This window comes from Sphingopyxis witflariensis, from assembly GCF_002205635.1.
GTDB classification, from domain to species: Bacteria; Pseudomonadota; Alphaproteobacteria; order Sphingomonadales; family Sphingomonadaceae; genus Sphingopyxis; species Sphingopyxis witflariensis.
The window spans coordinates 1-13491 of sequence record NZ_NISJ01000002.1; the positions used below are offsets into that span (position 1 = coordinate 1).

The window sequence follows — 13491 nt, forward strand, 5'->3', positions numbered from 1 at the left end:
CCCAGCGACCGCGCTCAGGCGGCAGTAGCGGCCCGATCAGATCCCACTCCGCGTCCGACAAATCCCCGCGACCCATGACTGCCCCTCAAAAAGCAGTCTTGAATCAGAACAAGGCGGGTTTGGGAATCCCTTTTGTCAACACGGCCTAGCACAAGGCCCTATTGGCCGGACTTCAGCTCATTCAGAAGCAAGCGCGCGCTATATTGTTGATGCGCACAAAAATTGGCCATGTTCCAATCGCTACCGCCCTCGTCAGCCTTGTCCTTTATCCAGTTCTGATAGCAATAATCGAGCGCCGGGGCATCAAGGCCGGATGCCTCTTTCCCGATCTGCGCGCGCATCAGGCGAAAGCCACGGTGCCCGGCGGCCTGGTCGGACAGACATTCCGCATTTTCGATTTCGCGCCTGCTGCCATCGGGAGAGACCATTCGCTCCTTCCCCTCATGCACGCAAAAGGCCGCTGCCGCTTTCACATTGAATGCTCCACCGGATTCCAATGCTTCCGCTTGAGGATTGGTGGCTCGCTCCGCGCAGAAATTGGCCATTCCCCAATCCGGTTGCTCGCCTTCTTCCCAGTGTCTGGCGAGGCATTGACGGTAACCTGCCCGGTTTTCCGGCCGATCGTGGGTCCATAGCAGCCGAAACTGGTGATGATCCTCCATCTCTTCCTTCAGGCAACCAAATTGGCCATCCACATTGCTGCCATGTTCCTCGGCACAGCGCTGCAATATGGCGACCTGGTCAAAGGCGGGGAGATCGGCAGCGGTCAGAAAAAGAGCCACAAAAAGCATCGAACATCCATATCCTGTTTCGGTCAACGACCGGCATGCTAGCAGCGAAATCGGCGGCGAACACAGCTTGTTTCCGGCCGCAGGAAGCGCAAGACGCGGAATAACCATGGAAATCGGCTGTCACGCGCAATCTGGCCGATAGCGGAACGAGGTCTGTCATGGCTTTTGCGAAACCACCCGCTGCAGCGCGACCATGTTCCGCCAAGCTCCGTCCACCACTGAATTTCTCGCTTTATCTCAACTTGGGTTGAGGTTCTATAGAAGCGCTCCCCGATTCGAATATGGGAGCATCGCTTGTACAGATACGAAGAAAAACCGGGCTCTCCCGGCCTCCAGGCACAGGCCGGGAGAGCCGTGCGATCGCATGCCCCTACGGCCTGTGCCACCAACACATCGTCGACCATTCCATGCGGCAATGAGCGCGCTCACCGGCGCGGCCAGGACCGTACTCCGGTTCGCCATCTGCCGGGGACGCAATAGCAATCAGCCCCCCAAGATTGCGTAGCCGCTTTCCCATCGGGGACGCGCCCCTCTTGCCAAGTTTTCGCACAACCAATCGTCCCAACATGATCGACCATCTGTCGGTTTCTGAGAGGCTCTCATGTCGACTTTCGAATATTCTCCCGAATCTCCGCCCCCCCGATCGCTTCACTGGCGTCCGATCTTGCTGGTAGGAGCAAGCCTCATCCTGCTGATCGGCGGCCTTTATGCCTGGCGATCGGCGCGGACCGCCGAAAATGGACCGGGCCAGATGCCGCCGGTTCCAGTGGCAACGGCCGTCGTCACCCCGACCGACGTGCCGGCTGCGCTGGAGGCGATCGGCTCGCTCCGCGCCGTTCGCGAAGTCGTGCTGGCTCCCGAAGTGGCGGGGCGGGTGACCGCGATCCGGTTTGCCGCGGGCGCACAGGTCGGCGCTGGACAATTGCTCGTGCAGCTGTTTGACGCACCCGAACGCGCGGATCGCGCGGCAGCAAAGGCCAAGGCCGATTTTTCCGGGCTACAACTCGCACGCTCGCGCGAACTGGAACCCTCGGGCGCGGAACCGCGCGAATTGCTCGAACAGCGCCGCGCCGAGCAGGCGCAGGCGCAGGCTGTGATTCAGCAGATCGACGCGCGGATCGTGCAGAAGCAGCTGCGCGCACCCTTTGCCGGAACGCTCGGCGTGCGGCAGGTCAATCTGGGCCAATATCTCAACCCCGGAGATCCGGTCGCGACACTGACCGCGCTCGACAGCCTCTATGTCGACTTCGCCGTGCCGCAGCAGGATTTCTCGCGACTGACACCCGGCGCGACCGTTGAAATCCTGTCGGACGCCTGGCCCGACCGGCGCTTTACGGCGCGTGTTACAGCCATCGAGCCGCAAGTCGGCAAGGATACGCGCAATGTCATGGTGCAGGCGACCTTGCCCAATCCGGGTCTTGCGCTGCGCCCCGGAATGTATGTGACCGCGCGACTTGCGCTGCCGCCGATCGCCGGCGCGCTCGTCGTCCCCGCCACCGCGATCCAGACATCGGCGTCGGGCGACAGCATCACCCGCGTAAAGATGAGCAAGGGCGGCCGCAGCGGCACCGCCGAGATCGTGCCCGTCACGACCGGCCGCCGCTTTGGCGACAAGGTGGTCGTGACCCGCGGCCTCAAGGCCGGCGATGTCGTGGTGACCAGTGGCCAGCTTCGCGTCCAGCCCGGCGCGCCGGTCACGCTGGCGCCCGCGCGCAAGGGAGCACGCTGAGATGGCTTTCACCGACATTTTCATCCGCCGCCCGATTCTGGCGGTGGTCGTCAGCCTGTTGATTCTGCTCGTCGGCGGCGCGGCGCTCTTTTCGCTGCCCGTGCGCGAATATCCGAATATGGAAAGCGCCACCATCGTCGTCGACACCGGTTATCCCGGCGCCACGCAGGACGTGATGCAGGGCTTTGTCACCACCCCGATCGCACAGGCGATCGCGACCGCCAACGGCATCGACTATCTCACCTCCACCTCGACCCTCGGCAAAAGCCAGGTGAAGGCCAAGCTGGTGCTGAACGCCGACGCCGACCGTGCGATGACCGAAATATTGGCCAAGGTACAGCAGGTCAAATATCGCCTGCCAGCCGGGGCCAATGATCCGGTGATCACCAAGATGACCGATGGGGCGTCGGCCGTGCAATATATCGCCTTCGTCAGCGACACCCTGCCCGTCCCGCAGATCACCGACTTCGCCGCGCGTATCGCGCAGCCGCTGATCACCGCAGTTCCGGGGGTCGCATCGGCAGAGATCAGCGGCGGGCAGACGCTGGCAATGCGCGTGTGGATCGATCCCGTGCGCCTCGCCGCGCGCGGCCTGTCGGCGGGAGATATCGCCGCGGCGCTGCGAGCGAACAACGTCCAGTCGGCCCCGGGGCGTCTGAAAGGCACCGACACCGCGATCAACATCACCGCCGGTACCGACCTGCGCGACCTCGACGCCTTTCGCCAGATGGTGGTGAAGCGCGTCGACGGCGGCATCGTCAAGCTGGGCGACGTCGCGACCGTCGAGATTGGCGGGCAAAATTACGACAGCAACGCAATGAGTTCGGGCCGGCGCGCTGTCTCCATCGCCATCACCCCCACGCCCGACGGCAACCCGCTCGAGATCGTCCGGGCGGTCAAGGCGCTGATCCCGGACATGCAGAGGGTCGCTCCCCCAAGCGTCGAAGTGGTCAGCCAGTTCGACGTCGCGCATTTCGTCAATGCCTCGATCGACGAGGTCAGCCATACGCTGGTCGAGGCAATCGTGATCGTCGTCGTCGTCATCTTCCTGTTCCTCGGCTCGCTGCGCGCGGTGCTGATTCCGGTGGTGACGATCCCGCTGTCGCTGGTCGGCACCGCCGCGCTGATGCTGGCTTTCGGCTTTTCGCTGAACCTGCTGACGCTGCTCGCTATGGTGCTGGCGATCGGACTGGTCGTCGATGACGCGATCGTCGTAGTGGAGAATATCCACCGCCATATCGAGGAAGGCCTGTCGCCGGTTCGCGCCGCATTGCTCGGTGCACGAGAGATTGTCGGGCCAGTCATCGGCATGACGCTAACGCTCGCGGCGGTTTACGCGCCGATCGGCCTGATGGGCGGACTGACCGGCGCGTTGTTCCGCGAATTTGCCTTCACCCTCGCCGGATCGGTCGTCGTGTCGGGGGTTGTCGCGCTGACTCTGTCGCCGATGATGAGCAGCCTGCTGCTCAACAGCCAGATGAACGAGGGCAAGCTGTCGCGTGCGATTGAGCATAATATGCAGCGTGCGACGCAGAACTATGGCCGTCTGCTCGGTGCAACGCTGGCCGCGCGGCCTGCCGTGCTGCTGGTCGGCGCGGTAGTGATGGGGGCAATCATCATCCTGTTCACCGGTGCCCAGCGCGAACTCGCGCCGCAGGAAGACCAGGGCTATGTCTTCGTTCAGACGAAAGCGCCGCAATATGCCAATGTCGATTATACGACCCGCTATGCCCATGAGGTCGAACAAATGTTCCGCGGGCTTCCCGAATATGTGAGCAGCTGGTTCGACAATGGCACCGACGGCCTGAACAACGGCTTTGGCGGCGTCATCCTGAAGGAATGGGACGAACGCGAGCGTGGCGCCGATGCGATCCAAGGCGAATTGAACGCCAAGGGTTCGGGTGTCACCGGCGTCTATGCCGCCGCCTTCCAGGCCCCCGCCCTTCCCGCCTCGAGCGGCGGCCTGCCGGTGCAAATGGTCATCCGGTCATCGGACGATTTCACCACACTCTATGCCGCGCTGGAAAAGGTGAAGGGTGCCGCGTGGAAAAGCGGCCTGTTCGCCTTCGTCGACAGCGACCTCGCCTTCGACAGCCCCGAAGCGCGGATCAGCATCGATCGCGCCAAGGCCGGCGAAATGGGGATCACGATGGAAGCCGTCGCCGACACGCTGGCGACGATGGTCGGCGAGAATTACGTCAACCGCTTCAACTGGCACGACCGCTCCTACGACGTCATCGCACAGGTTCCGGCGGCGCAGCGGCTGACGCCCGACAATCTCGGTCAATATCATATCAAGACCGCATCGGGTGCGCTGGTACCGCTGTCGACGGTCACGAAGGTCGAGATGCGCCCCGAGGCCAATCGCCTGTCGCAGTTCAACCAGATGAATTCGGCGACGCTTTCAGCGATCCTCGCCCCCGGCGTGACGATGGGACAGGCGGTTGATTTCCTGAAGGGCCAGCCGCTACCCGCCGGAACCAGCGTCGACTGGCTTTCGGACAGCCGCCAATATGTGACCGAAGGCGACCGATTGACGATATCGTTCGGCTTTGCGCTGATCGTGATCTTCCTCGTGCTTGCGGCCCAGTTTGAAAGTTTCCGCGATCCGCTGGTGATCCTCGTCACCGTGCCGCTGGCGATATGCGGGGCGCTGGTGCCGCTGTGGCTGGGCTATGCGACGCTCAACATCTATACCCAGATCGGGCTCGTGACGCTGATCGGCCTGATTTCCAAACATGGCATCCTGATGGTGTCCTTCGCCAATCAGATCCAGAAACACGAAGGGCTCGACCGGATCGCCGCGATCCGCAAGTCGGCGGCGGTGCGGATGCGGCCGGTGCTGATGACCACCGCGGCGATGGTCGCGGGCCTCGTCCCGCTGCTCTTCGCCAACGGAGCCGGGGCATCCAGCCGCTTCGCCATCGGCATCGTCGTCGTGATGGGGATGCTCATCGGCACCCTGTTCACCCTCTTCGTCCTTCCCACCGTCTACAGCCTGATCGCCAGGGACCATCGCGCGACGTCGCACAGCGCGCGCGAAGCCGAACTGGCGCAAGCGGAGATCGCATATGCGTAAGCTCATCCTCCTCCTCTCCCTGACCACCGCCGGCTGCGCCGTCGGTCCTCATTATGAACCGCCGCAGATCGAGGTGAAATCGGCGGGCGCGTATATAACCGAAGCACATGGCGTAGACGGCACGGCCGCGCTGCCCGATCATTGGTGGCGGCTCTATGACGACCCTGTCCTCGACGGGCTGGTCGAGCGCGCACTCGCCGCCAACACCGATCTGCGCGTTGCGAGTGCCAATCTTGCAAAGGCGCAGGCCGTGCTGGGCGAAACGCGCGCCGGGCGGCTCCCGTCCACGGGCCTCAGCGGCGGCACCAGCTATGGCAGCGCCACGGGTGGTTCCCCGCAGCCCGCGGGCAACGAGCAATGGACGCACAGCGGCGGGCTCGCCCTGTCGTGGGAAGTCGATCTGTTCGGCCGTGTCGTCCGTGCGATCGGTGCCGCGCGCGCGGATGCGGAGGCGGTCGAAGCCGTTCGCGACGCCGTGCGTGTGACCGTCGCCGCCGAAACCGCGCGCGCCTATGGCGACGCCTGCACCTTTGGCGCATCGGCAATGATCGCCCGTACATCGCTTGCAACGACCGAGGACAGCCTGCGCATCGTCACCGCCCAGCAACAGGCCGGGTCAGTCGGGCGGCTGGAGGTCGAACGCGCGGCGGGTGCGGTCGCCACCGCGCGTGCCGCCATCCCGGAACTCGATGGCCTGCGCCGCGTCGCGTTGCTGGAACTGGCGGCCTTGCTCGGCGGCCAGCCGGGTGACGTGCCGATCGAAGCACAGAATTGCACCGACATCCCGGCGCCGATCGCTACCCTCCCGATTGGCGACGGCAACGCACTGCTGCGCCGGCGCCCCGATCTGCGCGAGGCCGAACGCCGTCTGGCCGCCGACACCGCCCGGATCGGCGTCGCAACGGCGGATCTTTATCCGCGCATCCAGTTGGGCGCGAACGGTAATTTCCTGCGCGACGATGACACGAAGGGTAGCGACAGCTTCGGCTTTTCCTTGGGTCCGCTGTTGTCGTGGAGCTTCCCCAACGTCGCCGTCGCCCGGTCGCGGGTCAAACAGGCAGAGGCGCAGGGCGAGGCATCGCTCGCCACGTTCGACGGCAAGGTGATCGGCGCACTTAAGGAAGTCGAACAGGCGCTGGCCCGATATGATGCCGGACAACAACGCCATGCCGCGCTGACCGAAGCCCGTGACCGGGCGCAGACCAGCTACGGCCTCGCGCAGGCCCGCTATCGGGCCGGATCGGTGTCGCTGCTCGATACCGTCATCGCGCAGCAATCGCTCATCGAAGCCCGCGCCACGCTGGCGACATCGCAGCAGCAGCTAGGGTCCGCGCGGATCGATTTGTTCAAGGCATTGGGCGGCGGCTGGGGCTGAAACCGGCGATACGACAGGTTGGCAGCCTCGCCTGTGCATAGCCGAATATCTGCCGCGCGCGCCCTTTCGCGGCAGATATTCGGGCGTCACCTTACTTCAATGGTCGCCCGTCAGCCCTCGAAGGGCATCCGTCCGGTCATCACCGGGTTCGGAATTTCGGCCTAGTCCTGCCAGATGCGGCCTTTCAGAGACACCGTGACCGGCGTGGAAAGCACCTCGGCGCTTTCTCCCAACGCAAAGCGATAATCGCCTTTCGCGATCGTCCAGCCAGCACCGTTCCAGTCGGCGAGCAGGCGCGGGTCGATCGTCATCTCGATCGTCCTTTCGGTTCCCGGTGCCAGTTCGACGCGCTGGAAGCCGACCAGTCGCCGCGTCGGCTTGCCGCCCTGCGAAACGAGATAAAGCTGGGCGACCGTTGCTCCCGCCCGCTCTCCGGTATTGCGCACGGTCAGGCTTGCCTTTGCGCCGTCCGTCTTGAGGCCCTGCGCGGCGAAGCCTGTATAGGAAAGGCCATGCCCAAATGGGAAGAGCGCCTTGATCCCCTGCCGCGCATTCCAGCGATAGCCGACATCCGAGCCTTCGGTCATTCGCACGGTGACATGCGTGTGTTCGGGTGTGCCATAGCTGGGGATGGTGGGACGCGGCAGCGTTTCCGTCGTGGCCGGAAAGCTGACGGGCAACCGGCCCGACGGATTGACCTTGCCGGTCAGCACATCGGCAATGGCCGCTGCCCCCTCCTGCCCCGGATACCAGGCTGCGACGACGGCCTTCACCTTGGCGAGCCAGGGCATGGCGACGGGATTGCCGGTTTCGAGAACCACGATGGTATTGGGATTGGCCGCCACCGTCGCCTCGATAATCGCATCCTGATTGCCGGGAAGCGAGAGATCGGGGGAATCGAACCCTTCGGCCTCATATTTGCTGACGAAGACGATCGCGACGTCGGAGCGTGCCGCCAGTGCCGCGGCGTCCTGCGAATAAAGTCCGGGATCGAAGCCGATATGCGCCTTGGGCAGAGCCTCCTTCAGCGCCGTCAGTGGAGCGCCCGCGAACCAGCGCTCGACCCGCCAGGCACCGATCGATCCCTCGCCGCCACCGACCGGCACCGATGCCGCCCAGCCGCGCGGCGGCAGGCCCTGCGACGATCCGCCGCCCGAGAGGACGCCAACATGCGCGTTGCGGCCGATCACTGCGACCGACGCGACATTGGCGGCGAGCGGCAGGGCATTGCCGTCATTCTTGAGCAACACGATGCCCTGCTGCGCGACCTGCCGCGCGATTTGTGCATGCGCCGCCATGTCTACCGCGGGCGCCGGTGCGGCATCGACGAGGCCGCTTGCCTTCATCGAGCGCAGGATGCGCCGGACCATGTCGGACAGGCGTTCGCGTGACAGGCTGCCGTCGGCGAGCTTGGCCTTCAGCGGCGCGTCGAACCACACCTGCTTGTCGAGCTGCTCGCCCGCCTGCTGGTCGAGGCCCTTAATTGCGAAATCGGCCCCCGACACCGCGCCCCAGTCGGACATCACCCAGCCCTTGTAGCGCCAGTCGCGCTTGAGCACCGTGTTGATCAGATGATCGTTACCGCACGCCTTCTCGCCGTTGACGAGATTATAAGCGCACATGACCGACCCCGGCCGGCCGCGCTCGATCGCGATCTGAAAGGCAAGCAGATCGCTTTCGCGATGCGGGGCGTCGTCGATCTCGGCATTCCAGGTGTGGCGGTTGGTTTCGTTCGAGTTGAGCGAGAAATGCTTTACCGTCGACACGACGCCCGCCGATTGTGCGCCCCGGACCGCCTCGGCGCCCATGACCCCAGAGAGGAGCGGATCTTCCGAAATATATTCGAAGTTACGTCCATTGCGCGGATCGCGGACAAGGTTGATGCCGCCGCCAAGCAGGACATTGAAGCCCTTGGCGCGCGCTTCGCTGGCGACCAGATGCGCGCCCGCAAACGCCAGTTCGGGATTGAAGGTCGCGCCGATCGCAAGACCGGCAGGCAAAGCCGTCGCCGTGTCGCCCTTGCGAACGCCAAAGGGGTTGGTCACGCCCAGACTGGCATCGGTCGCACGCTGCGACGGGATACCGAGGCGTGGCACGCCGGCGACATAGCCGGCCCCCGGGATCACATCCTTCGGCCATTTCGCCTGCAGTTCGGGGTTGGCATAAGGGCCAAGCGGAATCGGCATGAAGCCGTGGAGTATCGAAAAACGCTCGTCATCGGTCATCTGCGCTTCGATTTTTGCCGCCCAGTCGTCCGCTGCCGCTTCGACGCGGGCTGGAGCCGCTTTATCCTGAGCAGAAGCCGTCATTGTCGTTGCCCCAAAAAACATCGCCAGCGCTGTCGTCGCATATAGGCCTCGCATCGTCCCGCTCCCCTGTATTTTTGATTTGTCTCTGCCGGTCGGCAACCGGCTAACCCACCGGACGGCGGTCAAACATGTCCGAATAGCGGCACGTCAGCGCCGTCGGCTGCGCCAGTTCGCCGGTCCCATATCGAGCCCATTGATCGTCCCAAAGCGCCTTCAATTCCTTGACCTTCGCCGGATATCTGGCGGCAAGATCGGTGCTTTCAGCAAAGTCGCTTTCGAGGTCGAACAGCTCCCAGCGATCATTGGCATAGGGCTGGTCGCAATCGTGAATGGCGACCGCCCGCCAGCGACCGCTGGTGATCGCCCGATTACCGCGCAGCTCGAAATATTGGACCTGCCGTCCGGGCGCTTTCCTGCTCCGCACCGACGAGAGAAAAGAGCGTCCCGCGACAGGGATTTGCATTACCCCGTCGACTACGGAATCGAAGCGCGTATCGGCCGCCTCGAGCAGGGTCGGCGCGATGTCGATGACATCGACGAATTGCCGCCGGATGGCGCCCGGGTCGGTTACATGGCGCGGCCAGTGAAAGATCATCGGCGTGCGGGTGCCGCCCGAATAGGGCCAGAGCTTGTATCGCCGCAGCGGCGTATCGCCGACCATCGCCCAAGGCCGCGGATATTCCGCCTGCGTCTTGGCCGTGCCCAATTCGTCGATCCGCGCGCGCTGTTCCGCGATCGGGATATTGTTTGCACGATAGAGACCGTCGAAAAAGCCCTCCTGCCCCGCTTCGGAAGCCGCACCATTGTCCGAGATCAGGATGATGATGGTATTTTCGAACAGCGCCTTTTTTCGCAGCGCATCGAGCAATCGGCCGATCTGTTCGTCGCAATGCTCGATAAAGCCCGCGTACACCGCCATATAGCGAGCGAAGACGGCTTTCTCATCGTCGGACAGATCGTCCCACGCCCGGTCGCGCGCCTCGCGCGGCGGCATTCGGGTATTTGCCGGGATCAGGCCCATCCGCTTCATGCGGGTAAAGCGTTCCTCGCGGACCGCGTCCCAGCCTTTTTCATAGATGGCATCATAGGGCGCCGAATATTTGCGCGCGACCTGGATCGGCGAATGCGCCGTGCCAAAGCCCAGGTTCATGAAGAAAGGCTTGTCGCCCTTCGCGGCGACATGGTCGTCGATCAGGCTGATTGCCTTATCGGCGAGATCGACGGAGAGATGATAATCGGCGGGAAAGTCGCGCTTGAGATAGCCGTCATTCTCGACCAGTTCGGGGCGATACTGATCGGTCCAACCCCGAGGAAATCCATAGAAATAGTCGAAGCCGCGCTGCAACGGCCAGTTGCCGCGCCCGGCATCCGGGCCCAGTTCGTCCATCGGGATCATATGCCATTTGCCGACCGCCCAAGTGGCATAGCCCTGCTTTTGCAGCACCTGCGCCATATTCTGCGCATTGCCGGGCATACGGAACAGGCGCGCTATATTGGGGTCTTTTCCCATCACCGCAGCAATGTCGGGCACGTCGGGCATATTGATTGTGTGGCTGTTGCGCCCCGTGAGCATCGACGCTCGGGTCGAGGCGCAGACTGACTTGGTATCGAAATGTACGTAACGCAGGCCAGCCGTCGCCAGACTGTCGATCGCCGGGGTACGAATCTCGGCGCCGAAGCAACCGAGGTCGGAATAGCCGACGTCATCGAGGACGATGGTGATGATGTTGGGCCGCGGCCCGCCATGCCCCAAAGACCGTGCCCCCGCACCGCTGTAGAGGGTCGTGGTAGCGAGAAGCGTGGCGACAAAGCCGCGACGGGAAATCTGCATGGATCAGGCGCTCCATATGGCCGCGGGGGTCACCAATCCACTGGCGCCCCCGCTGTGATAACAACTAGAAGCGGACCGCGCCCTCGACACCGAAGGTACGGAAGGCATCGGGGGTCAAAAGCTGGGTGTAACCCGCACCAGTAGCCGAGGTGTCGAGCAGGCCGGTACCGATGAAGCTGGCGAAATGCTTGTTCGTCAGATTCTTGCCGAACACCGATACGCGATAGCGCCCGTCCTGCGTTTCGAGCGAAACGCGGCCGTTGAGCAGCCCATAGCCCGGCTGGATGGTCTTCGGATCGCGATAGCTGAAGAACACTTGCGAGCGGTAAGTGTACGCCAGATTGGCGCTTCCCCGCAGATTATTTCCTATGTCGGCACCATAGTTGGCGTTGATCGAATAGGCCCATTTCGGCGCATTGGTCAGTGCTTCACCGGACACATCCTGCCTATTACCGGTCTGACAGCCCTGCGCCGCCGTCTGTCCCGGGTAGCAACTGAGGACCAGTCCGCGCACCTCGGTATCGGTAAAGGCCAGATTGCCGGTCAGCGTCAGGCCATCGACAGGCCGCAGGATCGCTTCAACCTCGACACCCTGGGTAATCAGCTTGCCCGCGTTGGTAAGCTGAAACGACGTCAACGCCGCACTATAGGTCTGCGCCTGGAAATCGGTGAAGGTTTCATAGAAACCCGTGACGTTGAGCGTCAGCATCCGGTCGAAAAGGGTCGTGCGGAGTCCGCCCTCCCAGTTTTGCGCAATTTCGGGTTTCAGCACCGCGAGCCCGGAATTGACAGTCGCTGCGGTCAGGTTGTTCAGCAGGTTAAGCGCGGGTCCCTTATATCCGCGCGTGTAGGTGAAGTACGCCATGATGTCGGGCGAGAATTGATATTGCGCGCCCAGCTTATAGCTGAAATCGGTGTCCGTGGCCTTCAGCGTCGGCGACATATAGACTGGCCCGCCAAGGCTCGGCATCACCGCGAGAGCGCCCGGCAGGATCGTCCGGTTGAAATGCGCCACGGACTGGTCTGACGTCAGGCGGAAACCACCGATCAGAGACAGCTTGTCGGTCGGGTGCGCGGTCAACTGGCCAAACGCGGCGACATTCTTGGTGGTGATATCGCGATCGACCTGATTGCCCAGATATTGCCCCGCCGGCAGGTTCACGACCAGATTGCCCTTAACCTGTGTCTGGCTGACCACATCCTGCCAGAAATAGAACAGGCCGACGACATATTCGATCGGCTCGCCCGATGGCGACGTCAGGCGCAATTCCTGTGTGAACTGCTGCTGCTTCTGGCGCGCATTGTTGACGCTGGCGACGGGTAGCGACACGCCGTCGGCGTCATTATTGTCGAATACCCGGAATTCGCGGTAGGCCGTAATCGATGTAATCGTCTGCCCGCCGAGTTCGGTGTTGATCTCGACCGACGCACCGCCAGTTTTCTGACGGTTGAAAGGCTCTCCGTCGATCGTCACTTCTCGGTTGAGCGGCCCCAGATGCTGTGCCGACAACAGCGCAGCGCGCGTCTGGCCGTTATAGTAGGTCGTCGTCGGCAGGACCGAACGCACGGTGGAGACACAGCAGTCGCGGTTGCTCTCACCATAGTCGCCGATCACATAAATTGAGGTGGCATCACTCGGTTCGAAGAGGAACTTGCCGCGCACGCCCCAGCTGTCGGCATTGTTGAGCTTTTTGCCGTTGAAGGTGTTGGTGATGATGCCGTCCGCGGTCGAACGGAACCCCGACAGGCGAAGCGCCGCACGCCCTTCGTCGAGAACGAGCGACCCCGTGCCTTTCAGCCGGACATCGTTGAAGGTGCCATAGCTCGCCGACGCTTCGAGGCTCGAGTCATACAGGCTCGGCTTTTCGGTGACGACGTTCAGCGCCCCCGCCGAAGAGTTCTTACCGAACAGCGTTCCCTGCGGCCCGCGGAGCACCTCGATACGCTGGATATCGTTGAAATCGAAGAAGGACGCCGCCGAACGGCCGATGACGACGCCATCGATCACGGTCGATACCGACGGCTCGACGCCATCGGAGAAATTGAGCGTGCCGATACCGCGGATCGAAAGCCCCTGCCCGCGCGTGTTGGCGCTGTTGGTGAAGCCGATCGAAGGCGAGACCTGTGACAATTGTTCCAGGCCGTTGACCCGATTGTCCGACAGCGCGGACGCCGAGAGCACCGAGATAGAAACCGGAACCTTCTGCAAATTCTGTTCGCGCTTTTGCGCCGTCACGATGATTTCATCGCTCCCGGCTTCGTTCGCCGCAACGGCTGCTTCATCCTGCGCCTGAACGACAGCAGGCACCGACATCGCGATCGCGGCGGTGCACAGCCAAAGCGCTTTGTGACGATAATTCATTCTGATCCTCCCCCA

General features: G+C 63.1%; 7 protein-coding genes. 3 read left to right on the forward strand and 4 right to left on the reverse strand.

The genetic code is table 11. The features are described from left to right. Nucleotides 1-158: 158 nt before the first annotated feature. The gene (locus tag CDQ91_RS04045) at nucleotides 159-791 is read right to left on the reverse strand and encodes a hypothetical protein (RefSeq protein WP_144036680.1); all 633 of its coding nucleotides are present in this window, start codon (nucleotides 789-791) and stop codon (nucleotides 159-161) included. A gap of 664 nt (nucleotides 792-1455) precedes the next feature. Here CDQ91_RS04045 and CDQ91_RS04050 point away from each other — a divergent pair. The 3 genes from CDQ91_RS04050 to CDQ91_RS04060 are packed head-to-tail and all read left to right on the forward strand — an operon-like array spanning nucleotide 1456 to nucleotide 6974. After that, complete coding sequence (locus tag CDQ91_RS04050; RefSeq protein ID WP_237245809.1) at nucleotides 1456-2520, forward strand: efflux RND transporter periplasmic adaptor subunit; 1065 nt, start codon at nucleotides 1456-1458, stop codon at nucleotides 2518-2520. Nucleotide 2521: 1 nt separating this feature from the next. Then, nucleotides 2522-5599 (forward strand): efflux RND transporter permease subunit, encoded by a 3078-nt coding sequence (locus tag CDQ91_RS04055; protein ID WP_088471459.1) that lies wholly within the window; start codon nucleotides 2522-2524, stop codon nucleotides 5597-5599. Continuing rightward, nucleotides 5592-6974: an efflux transporter outer membrane subunit gene (locus CDQ91_RS04060; protein WP_088471460.1), complete on the forward strand. Its 1383-nt coding sequence runs from the start codon at nucleotides 5592-5594 to the stop codon at nucleotides 6972-6974. The genes CDQ91_RS04055 and CDQ91_RS04060 overlap by 8 nt, the downstream gene beginning before the upstream one ends. A 161-nt stretch (nucleotides 6975-7135) precedes the next feature. Here CDQ91_RS04060 and CDQ91_RS04065 read toward each other — a convergent pair whose 3' ends face one another. The 3 genes from CDQ91_RS04065 to CDQ91_RS04075 all read right to left on the reverse strand — a co-directional run bounded on the left by CDQ91_RS04065 (nucleotide 7136) and on the right by CDQ91_RS04075 (nucleotide 13476). Then, a complete protein-coding gene (locus tag CDQ91_RS04065; RefSeq protein WP_237245810.1) occupies nucleotides 7136-9283 on the reverse strand; it encodes a beta-glucosidase in 2148 nt (715 codons plus the stop codon). A 103-nt stretch (nucleotides 9284-9386) separates the two neighbouring features. Further along, nucleotides 9387-11114 (reverse strand): arylsulfatase, encoded by a 1728-nt coding sequence (locus CDQ91_RS04070; RefSeq protein WP_088471462.1) that lies wholly within the window; start codon nucleotides 11112-11114, stop codon nucleotides 9387-9389. 64 nt (nucleotides 11115-11178) lie between these two features. Beyond that, nucleotides 11179-13476, reverse strand: a complete 2298-nt coding sequence (locus tag CDQ91_RS04075; protein WP_158213613.1) for a TonB-dependent receptor — start codon at nucleotides 13474-13476, stop codon at nucleotides 11179-11181. Nucleotides 13477-13491 lie beyond the last annotated feature (15 nt).